The organism is Mycobacterium sp. pUA109 (assembly GCF_041287095.1).
GTDB lineage: Bacteria > Actinomycetota > Actinomycetes > Mycobacteriales > Mycobacteriaceae > Mycobacterium.
In genome coordinates, this window is record NZ_JBGGKS010000002.1 from 43,244 (window position 1) to 68,811 (window position 25,568).

Annotated in this window: 25 protein-coding genes; 15 read left to right on the plus strand and 10 right to left on the minus strand. The window is 67.6% G+C overall.

Annotation, left to right across the window (positions count from 1 at the left end; translation table 11 throughout):
* Position 1 precedes the first annotated feature (1 nt).
* The 13 genes from ACAG26_RS02400 (at position 2) to ACAG26_RS02460 (ending at position 13,846) form a co-directional block, all read left to right on the plus strand.
* Entirely contained in the window at positions 2 to 1,564 is a 1,563-nt protein-coding gene (locus tag ACAG26_RS02400) for a flavin-containing monooxygenase (protein ID WP_370478949.1), read from the plus strand.
* On the plus strand, positions 1,561 to 2,424 hold the full coding sequence (locus ACAG26_RS02405) for an SDR family NAD(P)-dependent oxidoreductase (protein WP_370478951.1): 864 nt from the start codon (positions 1,561 to 1,563) through the stop codon (positions 2,422 to 2,424). The genes ACAG26_RS02400 and ACAG26_RS02405 overlap by 4 nt, the downstream gene beginning before the upstream one ends.
* Positions 2,421 to 3,986, plus strand: a complete 1,566-nt coding sequence (locus ACAG26_RS02410) for a flavin-containing monooxygenase (RefSeq protein ID WP_370478954.1) — start codon at positions 2,421 to 2,423, stop codon at positions 3,984 to 3,986. Before ACAG26_RS02405 ends, ACAG26_RS02410 begins: the two co-directional genes overlap by 4 nt.
* An 83-nt stretch (positions 3,987 to 4,069) precedes the next feature.
* Complete coding sequence (locus tag ACAG26_RS02415; RefSeq protein ID WP_370478956.1) at positions 4,070 to 5,077, plus strand: alpha/beta hydrolase; 1,008 nt, start codon at positions 4,070 to 4,072, stop codon at positions 5,075 to 5,077.
* A gap of 101 nt (positions 5,078 to 5,178) precedes the next feature.
* Positions 5,179 to 6,036 carry an MlaE family ABC transporter permease gene (locus ACAG26_RS02420; protein ID WP_370479599.1) on the plus strand — a complete coding sequence of 286 codons (858 nt, stop codon included), beginning with the start codon at positions 5,179 to 5,181 and terminating at the stop codon, positions 6,034 to 6,036.
* Positions 6,036 to 6,908, plus strand: a complete 873-nt coding sequence (locus ACAG26_RS02425; RefSeq protein ID WP_370478959.1) for an MlaE family ABC transporter permease — start codon at positions 6,036 to 6,038, stop codon at positions 6,906 to 6,908. The genes ACAG26_RS02420 and ACAG26_RS02425 overlap by 1 nt, the downstream gene beginning before the upstream one ends.
* A 3-nt stretch (positions 6,909 to 6,911) precedes the next feature.
* Positions 6,912 to 7,943, plus strand: a complete 1,032-nt coding sequence (locus ACAG26_RS02430) for an MlaD family protein (protein ID WP_370478962.1) — start codon at positions 6,912 to 6,914, stop codon at positions 7,941 to 7,943.
* Complete coding sequence (locus ACAG26_RS02435; RefSeq protein ID WP_370478964.1) at positions 7,940 to 8,950, plus strand: MlaD family protein; 1,011 nt, start codon at positions 7,940 to 7,942, stop codon at positions 8,948 to 8,950. Before ACAG26_RS02430 ends, ACAG26_RS02435 begins: the two co-directional genes overlap by 4 nt.
* A complete protein-coding gene (locus tag ACAG26_RS02440; protein WP_370478967.1) occupies positions 8,947 to 9,969 on the plus strand; it encodes an MlaD family protein in 1,023 nt (340 codons plus the stop codon). Before ACAG26_RS02435 ends, ACAG26_RS02440 begins: the two co-directional genes overlap by 4 nt.
* Before the next feature lies 1 nt (position 9,970).
* Positions 9,971 to 11,131: an MlaD family protein gene (locus ACAG26_RS02445; RefSeq protein ID WP_370478969.1), complete on the plus strand. Its 1,161-nt coding sequence runs from the start codon at positions 9,971 to 9,973 to the stop codon at positions 11,129 to 11,131.
* Complete coding sequence (locus tag ACAG26_RS02450; protein ID WP_370478972.1) at positions 11,128 to 12,183, plus strand: MlaD family protein; 1,056 nt, start codon at positions 11,128 to 11,130, stop codon at positions 12,181 to 12,183. The genes ACAG26_RS02445 and ACAG26_RS02450 overlap by 4 nt, the downstream gene beginning before the upstream one ends.
* Positions 12,180 to 13,085, plus strand: coding sequence for an MlaD family protein (locus ACAG26_RS02455; protein WP_370478975.1), 906 nt, complete (start codon positions 12,180 to 12,182; stop codon positions 13,083 to 13,085). The genes ACAG26_RS02450 and ACAG26_RS02455 overlap by 4 nt, the downstream gene beginning before the upstream one ends.
* Positions 13,086 to 13,165: 80 nt before the next feature.
* On the plus strand, positions 13,166 to 13,846 hold the full coding sequence (locus tag ACAG26_RS02460; RefSeq protein ID WP_370478977.1) for a hypothetical protein: 681 nt from the start codon (positions 13,166 to 13,168) through the stop codon (positions 13,844 to 13,846).
* Here ACAG26_RS02460 and ACAG26_RS02465 read toward each other — a convergent pair.
* The 4 genes from ACAG26_RS02465 to ACAG26_RS02480 are packed head-to-tail and all read right to left on the minus strand — an operon-like array spanning position 13,843 to position 17,278.
* Positions 13,843 to 14,151 carry a DUF732 domain-containing protein gene (locus ACAG26_RS02465; RefSeq protein ID WP_370478980.1) on the minus strand — a complete coding sequence of 103 codons (309 nt, stop codon included), beginning with the start codon at positions 14,149 to 14,151 and terminating at the stop codon, positions 13,843 to 13,845. The two genes, ACAG26_RS02460 and ACAG26_RS02465, sit on opposite strands and share 4 nt — an antisense overlap.
* A 17-nt stretch (positions 14,152 to 14,168) precedes the next feature.
* Positions 14,169 to 14,525 (minus strand): hypothetical protein, encoded by a 357-nt coding sequence (locus tag ACAG26_RS02470; protein ID WP_370478982.1) that lies wholly within the window; start codon positions 14,523 to 14,525, stop codon positions 14,169 to 14,171.
* A 5-nt stretch (positions 14,526 to 14,530) separates the two neighbouring features.
* Positions 14,531 to 15,451, minus strand: coding sequence for a cyclopropane-fatty-acyl-phospholipid synthase family protein (locus ACAG26_RS02475; protein ID WP_370478984.1), 921 nt, complete (start codon positions 15,449 to 15,451; stop codon positions 14,531 to 14,533).
* A 24-nt stretch (positions 15,452 to 15,475) separates the two neighbouring features.
* Positions 15,476 to 17,278 carry an SDR family oxidoreductase gene (locus ACAG26_RS02480; RefSeq protein WP_370478987.1) on the minus strand — a complete coding sequence of 601 codons (1,803 nt, stop codon included), beginning with the start codon at positions 17,276 to 17,278 and terminating at the stop codon, positions 15,476 to 15,478.
* A gap of 260 nt (positions 17,279 to 17,538) precedes the next feature.
* On the opposite strand from ACAG26_RS02480, the gene ACAG26_RS02485 reads away from it, so the two are divergent.
* Complete coding sequence (locus ACAG26_RS02485; RefSeq protein ID WP_370479601.1) at positions 17,539 to 18,189, plus strand: hypothetical protein; 651 nt, start codon at positions 17,539 to 17,541, stop codon at positions 18,187 to 18,189.
* A 5-nt stretch (positions 18,190 to 18,194) separates the two neighbouring features.
* On the opposite strand, the gene ACAG26_RS02490 is transcribed toward ACAG26_RS02485, so the two are convergent.
* Genes ACAG26_RS02490 through ACAG26_RS02515 form a run of 6 tightly spaced genes read right to left on the minus strand, consistent with a single transcriptional unit; the run spans position 18,195 to position 24,371 of the window.
* A complete protein-coding gene (locus ACAG26_RS02490; RefSeq protein ID WP_370478989.1) occupies positions 18,195 to 19,106 on the minus strand; it encodes an alpha/beta fold hydrolase in 912 nt (303 codons plus the stop codon).
* Positions 19,107 to 19,112: 6 nt separating this feature from the next.
* Positions 19,113 to 20,069, minus strand: a complete 957-nt coding sequence (locus ACAG26_RS02495; RefSeq protein ID WP_370478992.1) for an SDR family NAD(P)-dependent oxidoreductase — start codon at positions 20,067 to 20,069, stop codon at positions 19,113 to 19,115.
* Positions 20,066 to 21,643 carry a flavin-containing monooxygenase gene (locus ACAG26_RS02500; protein ID WP_370478994.1) on the minus strand — a complete coding sequence of 526 codons (1,578 nt, stop codon included), beginning with the start codon at positions 21,641 to 21,643 and terminating at the stop codon, positions 20,066 to 20,068. The genes ACAG26_RS02495 and ACAG26_RS02500 overlap by 4 nt, the downstream gene beginning before the upstream one ends.
* A gap of 14 nt (positions 21,644 to 21,657) precedes the next feature.
* The gene (locus tag ACAG26_RS02505) at positions 21,658 to 22,545 is read right to left on the minus strand and encodes a metal-dependent hydrolase (RefSeq protein WP_370478997.1); all 888 of its coding nucleotides are present in this window, start codon (positions 22,543 to 22,545) and stop codon (positions 21,658 to 21,660) included.
* Positions 22,546 to 22,572: 27 nt separating this feature from the next.
* The gene (locus ACAG26_RS02510) at positions 22,573 to 23,454 is read right to left on the minus strand and encodes a metal-dependent hydrolase (protein ID WP_370478999.1); all 882 of its coding nucleotides are present in this window, start codon (positions 23,452 to 23,454) and stop codon (positions 22,573 to 22,575) included.
* A 26-nt stretch (positions 23,455 to 23,480) separates the two neighbouring features.
* On the minus strand, positions 23,481 to 24,371 hold the full coding sequence (locus tag ACAG26_RS02515; RefSeq protein ID WP_370479002.1) for a metal-dependent hydrolase: 891 nt from the start codon (positions 24,369 to 24,371) through the stop codon (positions 23,481 to 23,483).
* Between the two features lie 364 nt (positions 24,372 to 24,735).
* On the opposite strand from ACAG26_RS02515, the gene ACAG26_RS02520 reads away from it, so the two are divergent.
* A complete protein-coding gene (locus tag ACAG26_RS02520; protein WP_370479005.1) occupies positions 24,736 to 25,554 on the plus strand; it encodes a class I SAM-dependent methyltransferase in 819 nt (272 codons plus the stop codon).
* Positions 25,555 to 25,568: the final 14 nt, after the last annotated feature.

The following is a 25,568-nucleotide window of genomic DNA, read 5'->3' on the forward strand; positions in this document are numbered from 1 at the left end:
GATGAACCCGCAATACACCGTCGCCGTGATCGGCGCCGGGCCGGCCGGCATCGGCGCCGGTGTGCGGCTGCTCAACGCCGGCATACACGATTTCGTCATCCTGGAACGTGCCGCCGAGCCGGCCGGAAGCTGGCGCGACAACGACTACCCGGGCATCGGGGTGGACGTGCCCAGCTTCACCTACCAGTACTCGTTCGCCAAGAACCCCAACTGGTCCCGGATGTTCCCGACGGGCGCGGAGGTCAAGGCCTACCACTGCGGCGTCGCCCGCGAGCACGGCCTGGATGCGCACCTCAGGTTCGGGGCGGGCGTGGTCGCCGAGGTGTGGGACCACGACGCCGAATGCTGGCGGCTGCGCACCGACTCCGGCGACGAGGTCACCGCCCGGTTTGTGCTCAGCGCCGTCGGCGCGTTCATCAACCCCAAAACCGACCCGGGCATCCCGGGGTTCGACACCTTCGCCGGCAAGATCTTGCGGCCCACCGACTGGGACCACGACTACGACCTGGACGGCAAGCGGGTCGGGGTGATCGGCACCGGGGCGAGCTCGGTCCAGATCACCCCGGCGATCGCCAAGCGGGTGCGGTCGCTGGCGGTGTTCCAGCGCACCCCGGTGTGGTGCTGGCCGAAACCGGATTTCGCGATCGGGCCCCGGCTGCGGCCGATCCTGGGCCGGCGCGCAACCCAGGCGGCGTTGTCCGGGGCGGCGCTGCTGCTGGTGGAGACCATGACCCGACTGCTGATCTACACGCCGCCGGCGATCGCGAAACCGGTGGCGGCGCTGATGGATTCCGGGGCCCGCACCGTCTACCGCGGTTATCTGCGGGCCGCCGTGCGCGACCGGCGCACCCGGCGCGCGCTGACCCCACGGTATGGGTTGCTGGCCAAGCGCCCCACGTTGTCCAATACGTTCCTGCAGGCGTTCAACCGCGACAACGTCGCCCTGGTCGACGACGCGATCACCGAGATCACCCCCCGCGGGGTGCGGACCGCCGACGGACGGGAACACGAGCTGGACGCGTTGGTGGTCGCGGTGGGCTATGAGCTGTTCTCCGACCCGGAAACCTACAAGCAGGGCATGGTCGTCGGCGTGGACGGCTTCGACCTGGGTGAGTTCTACGCCACCCACAAACTGCAGGCCTACGAAAGCGTCGCGGTCCACGGGTTGCCGAACCGGTGGATCCTGGTCGGCCCCTACTCCTGGACCGGCACCGGATGGCACTTCATGGTCGAATCGTCGGCGGCACACGCGGTTCGCGCGATCGGTGAGGCGCGTCGTCGCGGTGTGCAGGTGGTGGAGGTCACGGCCGAGGCGCAACGCCGCTACCACGCGAAGATCACCCGTCAGGGCCGCAACATCGCCCACTACTTCGGTGTGCGCAACAAGGGGGTGCGCACCTATTACGTGAACTCCCAGGGCGACATGCCCTACATTCGGCCCACCACCGCGCTGCAATCCCGGCGGGCCGCGACCAGCTACCCGTTTGCGGACTACACCTGGCGTCGGCTGCGGGCGGCGGACACCGCACCGACCCTGGTCGCACAGTCGGGGCAGGCCCGATGAGCCGGCCCTATCCCCCGATCCCGGTCGCCGGGGCGGTCGTCGCCATCACCGGTGCGGCGCGGGGCATCGGCTTCGCCGTCGCCACCCGGTTCGCGCGCCGCGGCGCCCACGTCGCGGTCGGCGACCTCGACGGCGACGCGGCGCGGGCGGCCGCCGACCGCCTCGGCGACCGGGCCCGCGGCTACCGGCTCGACGTCACCGACCCGGACAGCTTCGCGGCCTTTGTCGACGCGGTGGAACGCGAGTGCGGTGCGATCGACATCCTGGTCAACAACGCCGGGATCATGCCGATCGGCGCGTTCCTCGACGAACCCGACGCGGTGACCCGGGCGTGCTTCGAGGTCAACGTCTTCGCCCACATGACCGCCGCGCGGATCCTCGCCCCGCGGATGATCGCCCGCGGCCACGGGCACATCGTCAACGTCACCTCGGCGGCCGGGAAGATCCATTCCGCCGGGCTAGCCGGCTATACGGCGGCCAAACACGCCGCCACCGCGTTCAGCCGCAGCCTGCGCGAGGAACTGCGCCCGCACGGGGTTTCGGTGACCGCGGTGCTGCCGTCGGCGATCAACACCCAGCTGGTGGACGGTATCCCGTTGGGAATCATCCGGCTCGGCGTGCTGCCGCCGAGCGTGGTGGCGCGCCGGATCGAGTCGACGGTGCGGCGTCGGCCACCGCTGGCCGGGGTGCCGATCGGGCTGGCCACCCTGTTGAGCCTGGCGAACCTGGTCCCGGAGCGGCTGTGGCTGGCCGGCCGGCGCATCGTCAACGCCGACCGCACCATGGGGCCGATCGACCGCGCGGCCCGCGCCGACTATGACGCGCGCATCGCCGCCAACACGCAGGAGCAGCTGCCATGAGCACCACCGCGGAATCGTCACCGGACACCACCGCGCCGCGACAGCAGCCGGACATGCTGGTCGCCATCATCGGCGCCGGGATCGGCGGGCTGGGGGCGGCGATCCAGCTGCAGCGCGCCGGTTACACCGACTGCACCATTTTCGAACGCGCCGGCGACATCGGCGGAACCTGGTATGCCAACCGCTACCCCGATGTGGCCGTGGACATTCCGGGTATCGTCTACCAGTTCTCGTTCGAGAAGTACCCGTGGTGGTCACGCACCTTCCCCAAGGGTGCGGAGGTCCGCGGCTACATCACCCACCTGGTCGAGAAGTACCGCCTTCGTGACCGCCTCCGGCTGGGCACCGAGGTGATGCGCCGCGACTGGGACGAAGACAACCACGTGTGGGTGTTGACGCTGGATGACGGTTCCACCGTGACCGCGCGATTCGTGATCACGGCCACCGGCGCCTTCGTGGAGCCGCGCGTCCCGGACATCCCGGGGCTGGAGGACTTCACCGGCAAGGTGATCCAAACCCAGCGCTGGGATGACGCTTTCGACCCGGCCGGTCAGCGGATCGCGGTGATCGGCACCGGGGCGACCGCGATCCAGGTGGTCCCCCAGTTGGCGAAGACGGCGGCCCGGCTCGACGTCTACCAGCGCCGGGCGATCTGGGTCTTCGCCAAACCGGACTTCGCAATCCCCACCGCGGTGCAGGCCGCGTTCCATGCGCTGCCGTTCCTGCAGACGCTGATCCGCGGTCTGGTCGCCGCGGTGGTAGAGGTCGGGCTGGTCGCCATCACCGTCTACGGCAAGCAGATCGCGCCGCTGGCCCGCATCCCGGCGTGGGCGTGCCGGGCCTACCTGTTCACCCAGGTCCGCGACCGGGAGTTGCGCAAGAAGCTCACCCCGAGTTACGGATTCGGGTGTAAACGCCCCAGCGTGTCGAACATCTACTACAAAACCTTCACCCGTGACCACGTCGCGCTGATCACCGACCCGATCGAGTGCGTCACCGCCACCGGGATCCGCACCCGTGGCGGCGCGGAACGCGAGATCGACGTGCTGGTGTTGGCGACCGGCTTCGAGATGTCCAATAGCCCGCTGGTGTATCGGCAGCGGCCGGTCAAGGGCCGGGACGGCTTCGACCTGGCGGCCTTCTACGAGACCCAACGCGCCGCCGCCTACGAGGGGGTGTCGATGCCCGGATTGCCGAACACCTTCATGGTCTTCGGACCCTACGCGTGGTCGGGCAGTTCCTGGCATGTGATGGTGGAAAACGCGTCACGGCACGCGCTGCGGGTGATCGAGGAAACGCTGCACCGTGGCGCCACCGCGGTAGAGATATCCCGGCCGGCCCACGAGCGGTTCCACCGATTCGTCGACCGGCGCGGCTCGCAGACGTTGGTGCACGGGCGCGCTTGCGCCGACGCCAACAGCTACTACATCGACAGAAACGGCGACTTCTCGTTCCTGCGGCCCACCACGGCCTACCAGTCCACCCGGGCGTCGAAGACCTTCGACCTCGACGATTACGTCTACCAGTCGCGTTGCCGCGAAGGTGGCCAAAACGGGCTGTGACAGGGGCCACAACTATGGTTTACTCGCCGGAGTGACATATCAGTCACCTAAATAGCAGACTCGAACAATCGCGAGGGGGGCCCATGTCCTTGGTCGCCGGCACACCGGCCGAACGCACCGACAACGCGTCGCCGGAGCTGACCCGGTTCCCCGGACCGGGGGCGATCTCGGTCATCCTGGCCGGGCTGCTGGCGGTTTTCGTGCGCCCGGTGATCGCGCTGTTCGCCCGCTTCCCCAACGCGCGGTGGCCGTTCGGCTGGGTTGACCGCGCGGCGCTGCTGCTGCCGCGCCCGCGTCGGGTGACCCGCCGTCAGGTCGTCCTGCCGCACTGCCGCGCGGAGTTGCTGACACCGCGGACGGCGCTGGGCGATCCCACCTCCGTGCTCCTCTACCTGCATGGCGGTGGCTTCATCACCTGCGGGTTGCGCACCCACCGCCGACTGGTGGCCGACGTGGCGCGCGCCGCGGGTCAGCCAGCCCTGGCAATCGACTACCGGCAGTTGCCGCAGCACGGCCTGAGTGAAGCCCTCGACGACGCGGTCGACGGATTCCGCGCGCTACTGGCTCGGGGATACGCGCCGGGCGACATCAGCATTGTCGGCGACTCGGCCGGCGGTTACCTCACCGTGGCCACCGCGCTCACCGTGGCCCGGCTGGGGCTGGGCCAGCCCGCCGCCGCCGTGCTGATGTCCCCGATGACCTCAGTCGACCCCAATCTCCCGGTGGCCGATGGCGCCCGCGACCCGCTGCTGACCGGGGCGAGCGTGGCGGCGCTAAGCCGCAAGCTCGCCACTAAGCCCGGCCCGCCGGGCGCCGCGCTGCCGCTGCCGCGGTTGGCGGGCGCCGACCTGACCGGCCTGCCGCCCACGCTGATTCAGGTCGGCACCCGGGAGGTGCTGCGCGACGGCGCCGAGGAGCTCGCGACCGGTATCGCGGCCGCCGGGGTGCCGTGCGAACTGCAGGTGTGGGAAGGCCAGTTCCACGTGTTCCAGGCGGCCGCACCGGTACTGGCGCCGGCCCGCCGTGCGGTGGCAGAAATCGGTGATTTCCTGCGCCGCACCAGGGTTGGCGTGGGAGGAGGCCGTCGTTGAGTGCGGGCACGCGGGTAGCGGCCGCCACGGCGAGCGGGGTGCGCACCACCTCGCCCGAGGCCGCTATCGACGCGGGCGCACCCAGTGACGCCGACGCCGCGATCGCCACCGCCCAGGACCAGCCGGCCCAGGGTGATCAGCTCCTGGCGCTGCTGGGCAGGCCGCTGCGATTCGCCATCACCCAGAGCGATTCGTCGCTGCAATCCCTCGGCCGGTTCCTGGATCTGGCCGCGCAGTCCCTCACCTTCCTGGTGGCAGACCTGATCCGGTTGCGTCATCCCTGGCGCGACACCGTCAACCAGGCCTGGTTCATCGTCAGCGTCACCGCGATCCCGGCGCTGCTGGTGTCCATTCCGTTTGGGGTGATCGTGGCCGTGCAGGTGGGCAGCCTCATCGCGCAGGTCGGCGCGACTTCGATCTCGGGGGCGGCCGGTGGGTTGGGCGTGATCCGGCAGGGGGCGCCGATCGTGGCCGCGCTGCTGCTCGGCGGGGCGGCCGGCTCGGCGGTCACGACCGATCTGGGTGCGCGCACTATCCGCGAAGAGGTGGACGCGCTGAAGGTGATGGGCATCAACCCGGTGCAGCGGCTGGTCACCCCGCGGCTAGCCGCGATCGTGTTCGTGGCGCCGGTGTTGTGTTTTTTCATCATCTTCATGGGGCTGGGGGCCGGCTACCTGATCAACGTCGGCTTTCAGTCCGGCACCCCGGGCAGCTACATCGCCTCGTTCGCGTCGTTCGCCACCATCGCCGATGTGGGGGTGGCGCTGGGAAAAACCTGGCTGTTCGGGGTGGTGGTGATCCTAGTGGCCTGCCAACGCGGCCTGGAGGCGCACGGCGGCGCCCGCGGAGTGGCCGACGCGGTCAACGCCGCCGTGGTCATCGGGGTGGTCGCGGTGTTCATCCTCAACGTGGTGATCACTCAGCTGGTCACCATGTTCATGCCGACCAGGCTCGGCTGATGGCCACCCCGTCGCGCCACCTGCCGCACGGCCTGCCCGCCGCACTGCGGGTGCCGACCGCGGTCGCCGGCGTCCCGATGTCGCTACTGGATCGGCTCGGGCACCAGGCCACGTTCGGTGCGCAGGTGCTCGGCGCGATCCCGCGCACCCTCCGACACTACCGGCGCCAAACCGGGGCGCTGCTGGTCGACATGATCTGGGGCAACGGCTCGCTGATCGTGGGTGGCGGCACCATCGGCGTGCTGGTGTTCTTGGGTGCCGCGGTCGGCGGATCGGTAGGCATCGAAGGGTATTCGGCGCTGAACATGGTTGGCATGGGGCCGCTCACCGGGTTCATCTCCGCCTACGCCAACACCCGGGAGATGGCGCCGATGATCGCCGCGATCGGTTTCGCCGCCCAGGCCGGCACCCGGATGACCGCCGAGATCGGGGCGATGCGGATCTCGGAGGAAATCGACGCGCTGGAAGCTCAGGCGATCCGGTCGATCCCGTTCGTGGTGACCACCCGAGTGATCGCCGGCATGATCACCATCGTTCCGCTGTACCTGTTGACGCTGATCCTGAGCTACCTGTCCTGCGCGCTGGTGGTCAACGTGGTGCACGGCCAGTCCTCGGGCACCTACTACCACTACTTCGACTCGTTCATCCAGCCCTCCGATGTGCTGTTCTCGGTGGGCAAGGCGGCCATTTTCGTCACGCTGATCATCGCCATCCACGGCTATCAGGGCTACTACGCCACCGGCGGCCCCGAGGGGGTGGGTCAGGCCTCGGGCCGGGCGATCCGCGCCAGCCTGATCATCGTCGTGGTCACCGATATGGTGCTCACGCTGCTGTTCTGGGGCAACAACGCCGGCGTGCAGATATCGGGGTAACCGATGCCGAGTTTTCACGATCCCAGCGGACGCGGCGCCAGCACCCGCGCCCTGCGGATCCGCGGCCTGATCGTGGCGGTGGTGGTGACCGTCGCCGCCACCGGGTTGTCTCAGCTGGCCACCGGCCGCTATCACGACACCTTCAAACTGACCGTGCTGGCCAACACCATCGGCGAGGGGTTAGCCCCGGGCGCGGAGGTGAAATTTCATGGGCTGGCAATCGGAACGGTGACGTCGCTGGAGTCGGCCGGGTACAACAAGCAGCGGATGACCGTGGAGCTCGATCCGCGCCAGGCCGCCGCGCTAACCGCCGATACCCAAGCCCAATTCACGTCGTCGAATGTGTTCGGCAGCGCGGTGGTCGAGTTGGTCAGCGGTGGGGTGGGCCCGCGGCTGCGGCCGAACCAGACCTTGGTGATGGGTGCCGGGGTGCAGGCCGCGTCGATCACCGGGCTGCTGCGGCAGGGCCAGCGCATCGGCCAGATCGTCGATTCGCCGGATGTCAACCACATCGTTGCGGTGCTGCGCCGGCATGGTGATCTGACCGAACCGGTCGCGAAGTCGATCGTCGACTTCGCGAAGATCCTGGCCGACGCGCAAACCGTGCCGTTCTCGCAGACCCTGGCCGTGATGGCGGGACTGGTCAACGGTCTCAACGACTTTGTCCCGCTGGTCGGGTTGCTCAACGAGTTGCTCGACGGATTGCAGTTCTTGGGCGAACCCGGTGGGGCACAGCGGACGACCGACGTGCTGCACCAGGCCGGCCGGCTGCTGGGCGACGTCGGCGGGCTGCTGGCCAAGCACCTGCCGTGGCTGGTTCCATTGGTTGCCTCGATCATGAACCTGTCGGTGCCGTCGGCGTATCTGTTCGGCAGCCTGGCGCCGTCCTATGACCGGCTATCCGGCCTGCTCGACCGCACCAGCGCTGCATTTCCCTTCCAGGACGGCCGGGTCCGCATGCAGATCGAAGTCATCTTGGACGCGGTGCCCGGGCTGGCCGCCGCGCTGCCGCCGGCACCCGGAGGTGGCCGATGAGAAGCATCACCAAGGCGGTGCTGTGGCTGACCGTGTTCACCGCGGTCAGCGTGGTGTGCGCGGTCATCGTGATCACCGCCCTGCGCAGCCCGGTCACCGGCGCGGTCGCCCGGTACCACGCGACCTTCTCCGACGTGTCCGGGCTGTTCGTCGGCGACGACGTCCGGATTTCCGGTGTGCAGGTGGGCAAGGTGGAGACGATCCGGCTCGACGGCCGCCGCGCCAAGGTCGATTTCACCGTGCTTGCCGACCACGCGCTGTACCCAGACACCTCCGCCGCGGTCCGCTACCAGAATCTGCTCGGCCAGCGCTACGTGGAGCTCATTCAACCGGCCAGCGGCCGGCGGCTGCCCGCCGGTGCGGAAATCCCCCTCGAGCGGACCATCCCGTCGTTCGATGTCACCAGACTGTTCAACGGGTTCCGGCCGATCTTCCAAACGCTTGACCCCGCCCAGTTCAACCAGTTCGGCGAGAACCTGCTGCGGGTCATTCAGGGTGACGAGACCGGGGTGGGGCCGTTCCTGCACGACCTGGACGCGCTGTCGGAGTTGGCCGTCGACCGCCAAACCGTGCTGAAGGTGTTGATCGGCAACCTCGCGCAAATCTCTCGCGATCTCGGCGGTAAGTCGCAGCAGTTGTTCCGGCTGATCGCCACCCTCAACGACGTCCTGGCGAAATTCACCTCCAAAGCCCAGGAGTTCAGCGACTCGGTCGACCAAGAGTTGCCGACGTTCCGCAACGCCGTGCATCTGCTGCAATACATCGAACGCATCTTTGACGGCACCACGACACCGCTCTACGACCTGCTGAGCCGGATGTGGCCGCAAACCCCCACCATCATCGCGGGCCTCTCGCTGGTGCCGTCCCTGATCCAGGGGATGCGTGACTCAATCGTCGACGACCAGCCGGCCAAACCGAAGTTCACCTGCTCGCACGGCGAGGTCACCCTGCCCGGCATCGGGCAGGTGTCGTTCGCGCAACAGAACCTGGTGGTGTGCCAACCATGAGGTTGGGGGAACGGATGCGCCGCAAGGGGCCGGTGGTGCTCGATGAAAACGCCGCGGCGGCGCGCAACCGCCGACACGGGATCATCGCGCTGGCCGTCATCGTCGCGGCCCTAGCCGCCACCGGTTTGGCGTACCTCCATCCGACCGGAAAGGCCAGTTACACCGCGCATCTGAGCACCGCCGGCGGGGTACGCCCCGGCGACGAGGTCCGGATCGCGGGCATCAACGTCGGCGCGGTCACCGGCATTCGGCTGCGCGGCACCGAGGTCGAGATGACCTTCGACGTTGAGCACTCGGTGCCGGTGGGCTCGGAGTCCACGCTGGAGGTCAAGATGTTGACCCCGTTGGGCGGTCACTACGTGGCACTGGACCCCAAAGGCGACATTCCGCTGGGCCGCACGGTGCTGCCCGCGCAGAACACCAGCACTCCGTTCGAGATCAGCGACATCATCCAAACCGCCACCCCGCTGGTCAAGGAGGTCAACGGTCACGTCATCCACGACACCTTCACCGAGGTCGCCAACGCCGCCAACAGACACCCCGACGCGCTGCGCGACCTCCTGGCCTCCGCGCACGCGCTGACCGAGTCGTTGAGCAAGATGACCACCGACTTCCACAAGGGCCTGGACTTCGCCAACAACGGCATCAGCGCCATGGTCGCCGGCCGCAGCCAGATCGTCACCCTGACCGAACAGCTCGCGCTGCTCGGAAGGACGTACACCGCCAAGGCCGTCGATATCGTCGAATATTTCACCGCGCTCGACGAACTGGCGCGGATGATCGACCGCTTCATGGTGTTCTACGGCCGTGAGGTCGCACCGATCGTCAACGGGATCGACGACATGATCGACACACTCGTCGCCCACCCCGACCGGCTCGGCAAGGCGGCGATCAACCTGGGCCAGACCTTGGAAATCGTGTGGCCGATGCTGTCCGGCAACGGGATCACCATCGACGAGGGCCACTTCCTGGTACCAGGGCAGGACCTCTGCCTTCCGCACCTCATCAGGCAGTGCTGACATGACCCGGATCTGGCGATGGTTGCGGACTCGGCGCGGGCTGGTGCTGGTGGCGCTGGTCGCGACCGGGTTCAACGCAGCCGTCGCAATCGGGGCGACGGTAGTGCTGCCCAGGTTCACCGACACCCGTGCGCTGTGCGCCGAATTCACCGACGCGATCGGGCTGTACCCGGGCAACAAGGTGATGCTGCTGGGCATCGAGGTTGGTTCGGTGACCGCCGTCGCCAACCAACCCGACCACGTGCGGGTCGACTTCACCGTGCCCGCCGACCTCGATCTGCCCGACGACGTCGGCGCCGTCACGTATTCCCAGTCGATCGTGACCGACCGGCACGTCGAACTCACCAAACCCTACGGTGGCGGGGCGAAATTCGCTGGTGACCACTGCATCCCGTTGGACGCCACCAAAACCCCGATCGGGGTCAGCGAAACCTTCTCCGCGCTGGGCAAACTCAGCGACGACATCCTCGACGCGCAATCCGGCCAGGACCCGGCGAAAGCCCCCGGCGTGCAAGCCATCAACGACAGTCTGGCGGCGGCCAGCCGCTCCCTGGACAGCACCGGCCCCGCGCTCAACCAAACGCTGCGGGATCTGGTCACCATGCTCGGCGACCCGTATAAGGCCGACGACGACTACCGCAAGCTGTTCGAGAACTCCGAACTCCTGGCCTCGGGTTGGCTCAAGCATTGGGACACCTTCACCACGCTGGTGCAGACGCTGCCCGACACCACCGACCTGATCACCGGCCTGTCGGATAATTTCGCCTCCGCGCTGGAGCATCTCAACCACCTGGTGCCGATCCTGGTCGACGCCCTGAACCGGTTCGCGCCGCGCGCCTACCACAACATCGGCGACAAGCTGATCCCGTGGATCCGGGATCTGCTGGGCGCCTACACCCCGCACATCCTGAGCTTCATCGCCACATTGCCGCCGGTGATCAACTGGTTGTCCGACATCTACGAGCCGGTGTGGGGCACCCACAACATCACCTATATCCCCCCGCATGTGGCGATTACACCGTCGCAGGCCAGTGCGATCTGCGCCAACCTGACCCAGCGCGACGTGCCCGGCGCCGGCGCGGCCTGCGCACCCGGCACGGCGTCGGACCCGGTCACCCTCGGCTTGACCGACCTCATCATGGGGGCGGCGCTGTCACCATGATGCGACGACTCCGAAGCGTTCTCAGGGCTGCCGCGGTGCTGCTGGCCGGTCTGGCCATCGGTTTGGCGCCGGCCTGTTCGCTGGACCCCACCCGGCTGCCGGTGCCCGGCGCGTTTGTGCCGGTCGGCAAGTACACCATCGGAATCGAGTTCTCCAGCGTGTTGAACCTGCCCGCCCGCGCGAAAGTGGACTCCGGCGGCGTGCAGGTCGGGGTGCTGGACCGCGTGCAGCTGGTCGGTGATACCGCGGTGGCCTATGTGGATATGTCCGGCGATGTGCAACTGCCGCAGAACATCCGGGCCGAACTGCGGCAGGCCACCATCCTCGGCGACATCTATATCGCACTGTTTCCGCCGGAACACCCCACCCCGGAGACGCTGCGCGACGGCGACACCGTCCCGTTGCGCAACACGGTGCCGGCCGACAATGTCGAGGATGCGCTCCGCTCGGCATCGAACCTGGTCACCGGCGGGGCGATCGGGACGCTGCAGCAGACGGTGCTCGACCTCAATAAAGCCTTCCCGAAGGACCCGGCCGAACTCATCCGGATCAAAAACAAGCTGACCGGCGTGCTCAACGACTTGGCCGCCAACCAGGACACCGTGGACGCGATCCTGGCCAGCATGGAAAACATCAGCGACAGCCTGGCGGCCAACACCGATACCTTCGACCGGCTGGTCACCGAGGGGCCACCGAAGCTGCAAGGCCTATCCAGCGTGGTGCTGAGCATCGTTCAACTCATCGTCGACGCCCGCGGCATCGGCACGGCGGGCGGGGACTTGCTCAACCCGCTGATGCCGGACCTGATGCAGATGCTGTCGTTCATCTCGCCGTTCGTCGCGACCGTCGCCACCGCCGACACCACGATCCCGGTCGTCGCCGACAAAGTGGTGGCGCTGGTCCGCGACAAGCTCGTCCCCTTCTTCGGCAACGGCGGACCGAAATACACCGTGTCGCAGATCCATCCGCCGGACGGGTCGCTGGGCATCAACCCCAGCCCGACGGCCGACGACCTGATCCGGGCAATGCAGACAATGGGGCTGATGCCATGAAGTTCAACGCCGGCATCACCCTGGCGATCTTGGCGCTGCTGGCCACGCTGGGGGCGGGATACATGTCGCTGGGGGTCCTCGATATGGGCCCGACCAAACAGGTCACCCGGGTGACGCTGATGCTGAACACCTCCGGCGGCCTGCTGCCGACCTCGCAGGTCACGATGCGCGGTGTCCGGGTGGGCCGAGTGACCGGCATCCAAACCACCCGCACCGGCCTGGCGGTATCCATCGACCTCGACGCGCAGCATCCGGTCCCGGCCAGCAGCGAGGTCAGCGTGCAGAACCTGTCGGTCGCCGGGGAGCAGTTCATCAACTTCACCCCAAAGGTCATCGCACCGCCGTACTTCACCGACGGCGCCCAGATTCCGGCGGATCAGGTGGCGCCGACGGTGACCGTCAGCGACTTGCTGACCAAGGTGCAGGCGTTGTTCGCCGCGCTCAACCCCGACGATATCCGCACCGTGGCGTCCAACGTGTCGGCGGCGTTCGCCGACAACGACGCCACCCTCGACTCGCTGGCCAGCACGGCCGGGTTGTTCGCCAATGTGGTCCGCGACGACAAACAATTGCTGGCAACGTTGTTCAGCAACGTGTCGACGCTGACGACCGGGATGGGTGATCTGCACGTTGGGCAGGTGTTCAGCGAGACCGGCACGCTGCTGCCGTCGGCGGTGCCCGCCTTCGTCCGGCTGATTCACTCCTTTGAGGGCATCTCCTACACCGGCCAGGGCGTGCTGGGTGCGGACGAACCCGTCGGCGACCTCGTGGGCAGGATCAGCGAATACCTCGATGACCTGTCCGGTCCGTTGGGCACGTTCGCCACGGTGCTGCAGCCGGTGACCGCACCGCTGCGCGGCGTCAAGGTCGACTCGGGGCATTGGCTGGACTTTTGGGAGTAGACGTTCAACGACTCCGGCGGCATGCGGGTGCATCTGATGGTGCCCGAAGGGCAACAACCGTGATCGGAAGGTAGGACGAAATGACGGATACGGTCGAGACGGTGGACGACGAACGCACGTCCGATGAGGCCGAGACCCCACAGACCGGCGCGGACGACCGGGACACCGTCCCCACCGGGGCCCGCAAGCGGTGGCTGCGGGTTCTGGCGGCGGTCCTGGTGACGGCCGCGATCATCGCCGGCGGGGTGTTCGGTTATCTGAGATACCACAGCACCGCAGCCGAGTTGGCCCGGATGCGGCAGGTCGAGGCCGATCGCACCGCCGTGGCGCAGTTGGCGAAAGACTATGCGCTGAAATCCCTGACCTACAGCTTCGAGGACCCCGACGCGTTCTTCCGCGCGGTCGAGGACGGGGTCTCGACGACGTTGAAGGACAAATTCGTCAACGCCACCGGGTTTTTGAAGAGCTTGATGCTGCAAGCTCAGGTGTCCTCGACCGGCGAAGTGGTGGCCACCGATCCGGTCGCGCAGCCCGGCGATATGTACGAGGTGGTGGTGTCGGCCTACCAGACCACCCGCAATCTGCAGAACCCGGAGCCTCGGGTGTCGGTGATGCTGCTGCAGGTCACCGTCAACAAGGTCGGCGACACCTGGCAGGTTTCCGATATCGGCCCCAAGCCCGGCAGCCACACCCCCACCGAAGGTCAGGGTGTACTACCCGAGCTGGGTGCCGGGCCCGCGCCGTCGACCCCGGGGCGCTAGCGCGCACCCACCATGTCCGGGCACAGCGTCTGCCGCGCGACGGATTCCAGCCGCAGCAGGTCACTATGGGTGGCGCCGGGGTAGGGCTGTCGCGCCGCCGCGTCCGGGCTCGCGCCCCGGCGCAGCTCCGCGCACATCGCGTACCCGGTCTGGATCAGAAGCGGACCGCTGAACGAGTTCACCGTGACTGCCCCCGGCGTGGTGCTCAAGATGTTGAGGTAGTCGTCCTCGGGGGTGGCGCCCGCCGGTGCGGCGAACACCAGCAGGGTCGGCGCCATCAGCGCCGCGACGAGCCATCGGATCACTGACGTGGTCCCTTCCGTTACGGCGCACAGAATTCGCGGGCCTCGACCAACGCCTGTCGGGCGTGGCGCAGATCGCTGTCCAGACCCGCCGCGTGATAGGGGTTGGCGCCGTTGAGCTGATCGGCCACCGTGCTCGACCAGATCCGCAGATCGATCGCGGCCGGGCTGGTCAACCCGAACAGCGGACTCTGCGCGGTCTGCACCTGAGTGCCCAGGTTCGGCGGCGGGTCGGCGGTAATCAGGTTAAAGGCGGTTTCGAGCCGATCCGCCGCCGGCACGATGACGTCGCATTCCGGGTCCTGCGCTGCCGCTAACGGCGCGCCCACCAGACACGTCGCCGCCGCCGTCATGAGGCTGACCCAGATCCGTAGCATGCCCCTCACGCCTTCGTGGCCACGGCGAGGATGTAGTCGGAGTGCAGCGCGCTGAGCCGAAATCCCAGCGGGGTGAACGAATACCGGACGAGCGGGTTGACGTGGCGCATGGCGGGGTCGCGCAGCCGCTTGTGCAGGAACTTGCCCAGCGGCCCGTACACGTCGTCACTGATGGAACGCGCGGAGACGTCGACAAATCCGATGTCGAGCAACAGGTCCCGGTAGCCGGTCAGGTCCACCGCACCCCGCACCGCCCGGCGTGAGGCGGCCCGCCACCCCAGCCGGGACACCTCGGCGCGAGCCGGCACGGTGAACAGCGAGCGTTTCGGGACAATGTCGGCGGTCACCAACCGGCCACCCGGTTTGAGCACCCGAAGCGCTTCGGCGAAGAAGTCCACCCGGGACGGGAAATGAAACGCCGACTCCAGGGCCACCACCTTGGTGCACGACCGGTCATCGAACGGCAAATCGGTGGCCGACGCCTCAACGTAGCTGATGCGTTTGGCCAGCCCGGCCTCCGCGGCCCGGCGGGTGGCGATGGCGATCTGTTCGCGGGCCAGGTTCACTCCGGTGATGCGTTTAGGCTTGAATTCCTTGATCCACAACATGTCTTGGTCGCCGTAGCCGGGACCGCAGTCCACCACGATGTCCGATGGGCTGAAGTCCGCCGTGCGTGCCACCAGCCGGGCCAGCTCCCGGCTGGCCTCATCCAGCGTGGTCGGGTGGTTCTCCCAGTAACCGAAGTTGATGAACAGCGATTCCTCGCCGAACAGGTTCTGCGTACCGATGATGTCGTAGATCTGACCGGTCTTGGGGCCATCGGACGGCGACACCGCCACCCGCGCCATCCGCCCCCACTCGCCGGCCCAGCGCTTCAGGCGGTCACCGGTGGATTCGTCGTGGATACTCCGCGGAATTGTGGCCATGGCCGCTCCTTCGTGAGGGTGATTTTAGCCCAGTGACAAGGTTTTCGCGCCGAACCGACCGACCGCGGGGGCCAGCCTGTTCAGCCGGTATTGCAGCTGCGCCTCCGGTGTCACCGGCACGATCTTCTTGTTGTTCTTGACCGCTTTCACGATCCGCTTGGCCACCTTGTCGGGACCGTATCGGCGGAGCCGGTAGGCACGGTCGACCCGCGCCAGCTTGCGCTGCGCCTCCGGCTCGGGCAGGCCGGAAACCACCGAGCTGCGAATAATGTTGGTGTGCACCACCCCCGGGCAGATCGTGCTGACACCGACACCCGCGGCGGCCAGTTCAGCCCGCAGGCAGTCGGAGAACATGAACACCGCGGACTTGCTGGTGGCGTAGGCGCTCAACCCCTGAGACGGTGAGTAGGCCGCCATGCTGGACAGGTTGACGATGTGCCCGCCGAGGCCGCGACGCGCCATCGCGGGCGCAAACGCGCGGCAGCCGTGGACTACCCCGTACAAGTTGATGTCGAGCACCCGCTTGAAGTCCTCGGCCGGGGTGGCCAGGAATCGCCCGGCCTGACCGACCCCGGCGTTGTTGATCAGGACATCGGGTACGCCGTGTACGGCTATCACCTTGTCGGCGTGCGCGATCACCGCCGCCTCGTCGGCCACATCGAGTTGATACGGGTGCGCGGTGCCGCCGGCCTCGGCGATCAGCGCGGCGGTCTCCTTTGCCGAGGCCAGGTTGACGTCGGAGATCACGAGCTCGGCGCCCTCACCAGCGAATGCCCGCGCGGTTTCGCGACCGATTCCGCTGCCGGCCCCGGTGATGACCACCAGCTGATGTTCGAAGGCTTTGCGGGTCCTACCCATCTCGGCGCGACGCAGCCCCCGAGGTGCGGGATTGCCGGACACGGCGTCGATCAGTTCGGTGGTGGCGGTGGCCAGTAACTCCGGATGCGAAAACGCCAACCAGTGCCCGCCCTTGACAACCCGCCGCCATACTGCCGGGGCCCAGTTCAGCTCGTCGTCGTAGCAGGCCTGACGCACCGCCGGGTCCCGGGTCCCCACGATCACCTGCACCGGCACCCGGGTGAACCGCTGCTCGCCCTTCAGCCGAGAGAACAGGGACAGCACGGAGGCGCGATAAATCCGCAGCCCGTTACCGATGTCGCGGTTGAACGTCGGGCCCAGGGAGATCTGGTCGACGGCGGCGCCCTCCGCGCGGGACAGCTGTTTACGCCAACGTTCCTCGGTGGCGAACAGTCGCAGGGTGGCCTTCGGCAGCACCGGCAGCATCAGGTAGAACATGTAGCTCAGCGACCCCAGCTGTGCCAGCACCAGCGCGAGGTTCTTCGGTGTCGGACGGCGCAGCCGATTACGGGCCCACATCACCAGGTGTGCGACGTTGGGGCCCGACACCGAGGTGAACGACGCGATCCGGTGTTGGGCATCGGTGTTGCACACCGCTTCCCACATCGCGACGCTGCCCCAATCGTGAGCGAGCACGTGGACGGGCGCCTCGGGGCTGACCGCATCGATGACGGCCAGATAGTCGCTGGCCAACGCGTCCAACGCGAAGTCACGGTAGCTTCTCGGGTTGGTCGATAGCCCGTGGCCGCGGTTGTCGACGGTCACCACGTGGAAACGGTCGGTCAACAACGGCACCACGGCGTCCCACATGTGGTGTGAATCCGGCCAACCGTGCAGCAGCACGACGGTCGGGCCGTCTGGGTTGCCCTGCTCGTAGACGGCGATCTCGACGTCGCCGTTGCGCACGATGCGGTGGGTTTGCGCCGACGCATCGGGCGCCGTGCCGCGCCGCGGGGTCGTTGTCGTCATGCTGCTTCCTCAATCTTGTCGAACTCGTGACCTATTCTCGGACAAGCGGTATCGTGTACTGACTGTCGTAGATTCCCAATCGATCCGGAGTGGCTATGCGTCCAGCAGAGCGCCCTATCCTCGGCCCGCCGGCGCGGCCGTTCCTGACCGTCCTCGCCGCCGCGATCACCGCCGCCGGCGTGGTGTCGCCCACCGCTGCCGCCGATTCCGCGCTGCCGGCCTGCCCGCGCACCGCCGCGGTGATCAATCCGGATTCGGTGCTGCCGCATCCGGATTGCCTCCTGCACTCCGGGGATCGGGTGGGCCTGACCTTCGACGTCACCCACTGGGCCGTGGATGCCGGCCAGCCGCCGCAGGCGGTGAAGGTCCTCGTCAGCGACGGCTCCGGCGAGGTGGTGCAAACCATCAACGAAATGCTGCAGCCGTCGAGCCCGAGCCCGGCCGGGCTGCAGGACCTCGACGGGGACGGTCGTGACGAACTGATCATCCCGATGGACCGGCACAGCTTCAACGGCAGCCCCAACACCCGGTTCGCGGTGTGGCGCGCCGACGGGGACCGCAAACATCTGGAACGCACCCAGATGGTCGCCCAAGCCGTCTATCCCAGCGGCGACGGCTACGTGGTCAGCAACGGCGGCGCACTGAGCAGCCGCGACCTCACGTTCTACCTGCCCACCGGCGCCGGCTTCACGCTGGTGGTGGTGTTGACCATCGAGGCCGAACAGGTCGACCCGGACAGCCATCGGGTGCAGACGGTGAGTTGCCGGGCGCATCAGGAAGACGGCCTGCACGCCATCGACATGGACGTCTACCAGGCCGAGGACACCTTCTGCGCGTCGCCGGCCGCCAACGCCATCTGGCCGGGCGCCGAACGGATCACCATCCGCCCGTGGCCGCGCTGGGGTGAATAGCGCGGTCATCCGGCGACCCCGCTGCGGCTTTGAGCCGACTGTCGCGCCTTGGCGATCAGGTTCAGCAGGTGCGCGCTCACCGCTTCCCGACGCTCATAGGGCAGGAAGTGGCCGGCGCCGTCGAAGACCACCAGCTCGCTGTCGGGCAGCTGTTCGGCGATGCGCCGCGCATGGATCGGCGGGGTCAGCCAGTCGCGGGTCCCGGCCATGGCGACGACGTTGAGGTGGCGGTACGCCCGCAGCGCCGGGTAGCGGCGGTGGTCCAGGATCGAGCGCCCCAGGGCCGCCACGGCGGCTGGGTCGGCCTGCTCGCCTTGCCGGACGACCCGGTTCAGGTCGTGCCGGCGCGGATGCTTACCAAACGCACCGCGCGCACCCTGACGCGCCAAAAACAGTGGCCTGCTGGGGAGTGCCATCCGCGCCGTCCCCCGCAGCGCGGCCGTCATCAGGGTCTCGGTTCCGGGGACCTTCCGGATCGCCCCCATCAGGTCGCCGGCGCTGGTGGCGACGAACATCACCCCAGCCGCGCGCTGCGCCACGATCCGTGGATGGCGCTGCGCCAACGCCACCAACACCATGCCGCCCAGCGAGTGACCGCCGAAGACGATCGGCCCGGCCGGAACCAGCTGTGCCACAACATCGGCCAGATCGTCGGCCAGCTGTTCGATGGAGGCGGTGGACACCCGCGCCGAGCGGCCGTGCCCGCGGTGGTCGTAAGCCAGCACCCGCACCCCCGGATCGGCGGTGACCAACGACGCGGCAACGTCCTCCCAGATCCGGGCCGACAGCGTCCAGCCGTGGGTGAGCACAACCGTCAAATCGGCGTCGGCCGTGCCCCATTCGGTGACGTTCAACCACGCATCATCGAGGGGCAAAACGACCTGACGCCAGCGCGCGTCGCGGTAGGCCCGTGTCATCGGCCGCTACTTACCGGCGCGAGCGACCGGCACCTCGGCGCCGGCGCGATCCCCGGCCAAACCGAGCAGCGGTAACTCGCCGAACCGGTCCAGGAGCCGGGCGCCGAGCCGTTCCAGGGTGTCCACCGAGAACGGCTGGGTCATCCGCCGGTTGATGCCGGGGGCGATGCGCAGCATGAAATAGCCCAGCCACGCTTCCGCGCGGACCGGCACCACCGCGAGGTCGAACCGCACCGCCCGCACCACCGCGCGGGCCACCAGGTCGGGGCTCAGCGGCGAGAACGGAAGCTTCTCGGCGAACTCCTGCAGCTGCCGGGTGACGCGCTTACCGCGCTCCATCAACTCCTGATCGACACCGACGGTGACCGCGTGCTCACCGATGTTGGTGTTGATCACGCCGGGGCAGATCGCGCTGACGCCGATGCCTTTGGGCCCCAGCTCAAGCCGCAGGCACTCGGTCAGCATCTTCACCCCGGCCTTGGACACCGAGTACGCCGACATCACCGGGGTCGGGGTGAACGCCGCCGCCGACGCGATGTTGACGATGTGTCCGCCGGCACCGCGTTCCACCATCTGGGCGCCGAAAACCCGACACCCGTGGATCACCCCCAGCAGGTTGACGCCCAGTTGGCGGTCCCAGTCCGCGGGGCTCAGCGCCAGAAACGGCCCGCCCACCAGCATTCCCGCGTTATTGACCAGCACGTCGGCATAGCCGTGATCGGCCAGCACGTCGCGGGCGAACGCCTCCCACGCCTCGGGGTCGGTGACGTCCAGTCGGGCCGCCGACGCCCGGTGTCCGTGGCCGCGGATGATCGCCGCGGTGGCCTGGGCGGCATCCAGATCGATGTCGGAGACCACCACATGCGCACCGAGTTTGGCGAACCGGATCGCGGTCGCCCGCCCGATACCGCTGCCGGCGCCGGTGACCACCACCAGCTGGGGCCGCAACCCGTTGATCTTCACGCGTTCTCCTTCGTCTCGGCGGCCACCGCGACCGGCACCGCGGGTCCCGTGCTGTAGCGGTAGACGTCCAGGTTGTAGTGCCGGTTTTGCCAGTACATTTCGCCATGGGTCGACGGCCGGAACGGTGAATCGCCCTTGTCGTCGATGTAGTAGGTGTTCGAACCCGCGCAGGTGTCGGTGAACAGGAAGTTGCGCTGTTGCCGTTTGAGGCAGTCCTGGAAGTACGCGTCGTGGGCTTCCTGACGGATCTCGCACACCGTCGCGCCCAGACGTTTGGCTTCGGCGATGGCCCGGCTCAGGTGCGCCGACGTCGCTTCGATCATCCACAGGTAGGAGCCGAGCACAAATCCGTACGGACCGGTGATGGTGAACGCGTTCGGAAACCCAGGGATCGAAACACCCTGATAGGCCTGGTATCTGTGTTCGTCCCAGAATTGCCCGAGATCGACTCCGTCGCGCCCGATCACCGGGAAGGGCGGTACGGCTCGGTTGTCCCACAGCCGGAAACCGGTGGCGCAGATCAACACGTCGATGTGATGCTCCGCCCCGTCGACGGTGCGCACCCCGTTTTCGGTGATGCAGTCGATGGACTCGGTGACCAGGCTGACGTCGCCGCGGTTGAAGGTCCTGAGGTAATCGTTGGACATCGACGGCCGCTTACAGCCCAACCCGTAACGCGGGATCAGCTTCTCGCGGATGTCGGGGTCGTCGACTTGGCTGCGCATCCAGCGGCGCACCGGGATCTCCGCCAGCCGTCGGGTGGCCTCGGTGAGCCAGCGCGGGCCGACCAACTGGCCGCTCATCGCGATCTCGGTCGCCACGGTACCCGCCAGCCGGATCGCCGAGCGGAGCTGCCGCTGCCCCATCACCCACCGCCCCACGGACTTCATCTCCATGTCGACCTTGGGAAACACCCAAATCGGGGTCCGCTGAAAAACGGTCAGGTGACCGACCTCGTCGACGATGGCCGGCACCACCTGCAGCGCGGTCGCGCCGGTGCCGATGATCGCGACCCGTTTGCCCGCCAGCGCGACATCGTGGTCCCACAGCGCGGTGTGCATCAGGGTGCCGGCGAAGTCGTCGAGACCCGGGATGTCCGGCATTTTCGGGCTCTCCAGCCCGCCGACCGCCATCACGACGTAGCGGCCGGTGATCTGTTGCCCGCCGTCGGTGGTCAACCGCCACAAGCTGTTGATCTCGTCGAACACCGCCGCGGTGATGGTGGTGTTCAACCGCAGCTTGTCCCGCAGACCGTACTTGTCCACCATGTCGCTGGCGTAGTCCCGCAACTCCGCACCCGGGGCGAACAGCCGCGACCAGTCACCGCGCTGCTCGTAGGAGAAGCTGTAGACAAACGACGGGATATCCACCGCCACACCCGGATAGGTGTTCGCATGCCAGGTGCCGCCGACCTGGTCCCACTTGTCCACGATGACAAATTCGTGAATACCTTGCCGCTGCAGCGCGATACCCGCGCCGATGCCGCCGAACCCGGCCCCGACGATCACCACCTCGTGGTCGGGGGTGGTCCGCTCGGCGGTCGGCAGCGGCTGGATGTCGATAGTGGTGCTCAAGGTGGGTCTCCCGCCTACTTGAGGTGTCCGACGAGGACGCCGTCGTCGCCGAACAACTCCTGGCGCCACTGCTGTACCAGCGCGGTGGTGTCGATGTCGTCGGGGTGAAAACCCGGCCGCATATAGCTGCGCAGATCGGCCATCAGCCCCTTGACCAGCGGGCCGCGGTAGATCCCGATGGTCTCGCCCAGCACCCGGATCGGACGCCATCCTGGCGGGTCGGTGGCGATGGAGAGCAGCACCCCCACCGTCACCATCGGGATGGTCAGGCCATACATCGCCGCCATCACCCCGATCCGCAACCATTCCGGCCCACCCATCGCCCGGTACACGTCGAACGCGACCGACTTGTGCTCCAACTCTTCGACGGCGTGCCAGTTGAACAGGTTGCGCACCTCGGGATCCTCTGGGATCGCCTGGATTTCCGGGCTGGACAGCACCCGCTCGGCCAGGGTGGCGGTGTAATGCTCGGCCGCCGCCGTCATCGCCAGATGCGCCAGGCCGGGTGCCCGGTTCTCGATCCGCAGCACCAACCGCTCCCGGCGGCTGTCGTGGCCGAAGGTGAACAGCCGCACGAACGGATAGCCCATCGCGATGAGCTTCTCGTTGAGCCGGCGGTGCTCCTGACCGTGCACCGACTCCTGGCCGATGAACCCGGCCACCCGCTTTTTGAGCACCGGATCGGTCACCCGATCGGCGAACCGCCGCACCGACCGGATGAACGACTCCTCGCCCGGCGGAAACGCCGCCGACAACACCGCCACAAAATGGCTGAACGCGATGTCGCCCTCAACGAAGTGGTGGTTCATCGGCTGCGGTTCGCCGAACCGGAACCGGATCCGGCGCACCGTCGGATACGGCGCCGTGCCGTGGGTGGTGGAAACTGCCTGGCTCGCAACCATCTCAGCTGCTCTCCTCTAGTCGGTGGGTCACTTCAGGTGGTCGACAAGGGCACCCCGAGCGCCGAAGAGCTCGGCCTGCCAGCGCTGCAACAGGGCCGTCGTGTCAATGTCGTCGGGGTGGAAGCCGGGTTTGAGGTAGGTGCGCAGCTCCGCCATCAATCCGCGCAGAATCGGCCCCCGGAAGACGTAACGGGTTTGGCGCAGCAGTTTGACCGGACGCCATCCCCGAGGATCGGTGAGGATCGACAACGCCACCCCCACCGTGACGACCGGGATGGTGAACAGGTACATCACCGCCATCACCCCGATCCGGATCCACTCCGGCCCGCCGACCGCCCGGTACACGTCGAACGCCACCGACTTGTGCTCCAACTCCTCCATGGCGTGCCAGTTCAGCAGGTGCCAGCCCTCTTCATCCGCCGGGATCGCCTGGATCTCTTCGCAACCCAGCACCCGCTGAGCGAGCGTCGCGGTGTAGTGCTCGGCAGCTGCCGTCATCGCCAGATGGACATATCCGGGGGTCATCTTCTCGATGCGCTCCACGGCCCGCTGCCGGAACGCGTCGCGGCCGAAGGTGAATAGCCGCACGAACGGGTAGCCCATCTCGATGAGCTTCTCGTTGAGCCGGCGGTGCTCCTGACCGTGCACCGACTCTTGCCCGATAAACGCGGCGACCCGCTTTTTGAGCACCGGGTCGGTCACTCGATCGGCGAATTGCCGCACCGACCGGATGAAGGACTCCTCCCCCGGCGGAAACACCGCCGACAGCAGCGCCACCAGGTGGCTCAGCACGATGTCGCCCTCGACGAAGTGGTGGTTCATCGGCTGCGGTTCGCCGAACCGAAACCGGATCCGGCGGACCTTCGGGTAGGCCTCGTTCGTCGGCGTTATCGCCGCGGTGGTAGCCATGAACACTGTCTCCTTTGCTGCACGGGTCACTTGAGGTGATCGACAAGCTCGCCGTCGGCGCCGAAAAGCTGTCGCTGCCAACGCTCCAGCAGCGCTGACGTGTCGATGTCGTCGGGGTGGAAACCGGGTTTCGCGTACTTCGCCAGCTCCCGTCCCAATCCCTTGAATATCGGGCCGCGGGACAGCTCGTACGCCTCGCGCACCAGCCGCAGTGGCTGGCGGCGCGCGACCGGGTCACGCGACAGCGAGAACGCCAACGAGATGGCGGTCAGCGGAAGGGTGGTGGCGAACATGGCGGCCATCACGGCGATCCGCACCCGCTCCGACCCCGCCGTCGCACGGTAGACATCGAACGCGACCGATTTGTGTTCCAACTCCTCCAAAGCATGCCAGTTCAGCAGATTCCACACCTCCGCGTCACCGGGGATGGCCTGGAGTTCGTCGCTGGAGAGCACCCGTTGGGCAAGGACCGCGGTGTAATGCTCCGCGGCGGCGGTCATCGCCAGGTGCACCTGAGCCCCGAACCGCTGCTCGGCCCGCAGCATCCGTTCCTTGGCCGTATTCGAATCCCACCACCGGATCGGGTAACCCAGTTCGACGAGCTTCTCGTTCAGCCGGCGGTGTTGCTGGCCGTGCATGGATTCCTGACCGATGAAACCCGCGACCCGCTTCTTCAGGGTCGGGTCGGTGACCTTGTCGGCAAAACGACGAACCGACCGGATGAACGACTCTTCCCCCGGCGGAAAGGCGCCCGACAGTCCCGCCACGAAGTGGCTGAACACGATGTCGTCGTTGACGAAGTACTTGCCCGACGTCCCGTCCTCGCCAAAGCGGAAGCGGATCCGTCGGGTCTGGGGATACCTGGGCGGCGGCGCGGCTACGGCCGCGGCCCCGTGCGCTCGATGCTGGGTCGCCATGAGGAGTGCCCTCCTTCGAACATTCAGTACCTAGTACTGCCTGTATCGGTTAATTCCGTCACGATAGCGCGGTTCGTGAGCGGGCCGCAAGAGCCTGAGAAGAACCGGGCCGCATCGAGAACCGCGGCGCCTCAAGGAATTCAGCGTTACCACGCCCATTTACCCGGGCAATGGCCCACGCGGCGCGCGGCCGGCGCACTCGGTCTGGCTGCATCGCCATCCTTTCCGCCGCTGATGTGGACTAATTTTTGGACTGATATGTCACTCTGTCAAGGGCCGCCCTTGACAGCCCCGGTCGGAGACGGTGTGATACCCAGTACCGGATACCGCTGGTCCCGGCTACCTGGCGACGTCCACCGCATCGATGACCAGCGCCGACCCGGTGGACACCCCCGACGACGAAAGCCCACGCCCCATGACCTTCACCGCCGAGTCTTCGGCCACGACACGGACCCTGCAACTGTTGGATCCCGGCCGGTACACGCGGATCGACACCACCAGCCACGGTTACTGCGACGTCCTCGGTGACAGCGCGCCGCCGGTGTACAACCTGGCGCAGCGGCTGATGCGCACCCGGATCTACTCGGCCGGGTACCAGGTCGGCCGGCCGCTTGGCCTGCGGCTGGCCAGCGGCCTCAAGGCCCCCGGCCGCGACGCCGACCGCGCCCAGGTGTCGTCCTGGCTCGGCCTGCGGCCCGGCGCTACGGTCATCGACATCTGCTGCGGCCCAGGTAATTTCACCGGGTGGTTCGGGGCGCAGGTGGCGCCGGGCGGGCTGGCGATCGGGCTGGACGCGTCGTCGGCAATGCTGCGCCGCGCGGTCGCCGACAACACCGGCGCGGGCGTCGCCTATCTGCGCGGCGATGCCGAGAATTTGCCGTTCGCCGACGGGGTGGCCGACGCGGTGAGCTGCCTTGCCGCGTTGTACCTGATCAACAACCCGTTCCAGACGATCAGGGAGCTAGTCCGGGTGCTCAAGCCCGGGGGCCGGGTGGTGATCCTGACCAGCTTGATCCCCGGCGGTACCCGGACCGCGGTGCGGGGCGCCGTGCTGGATACGCTCAGCGGTGTCCGCTGGTTCGGCGGCCACGAGATCACCGACGCGCTCGGCGACGCCGGCTGCACCGGGATCGAGCAGCATGTCGCCGGGCTGGCGCAGACCGTCGTCGCGACCAAGCACTAACGGACAGGATCTCC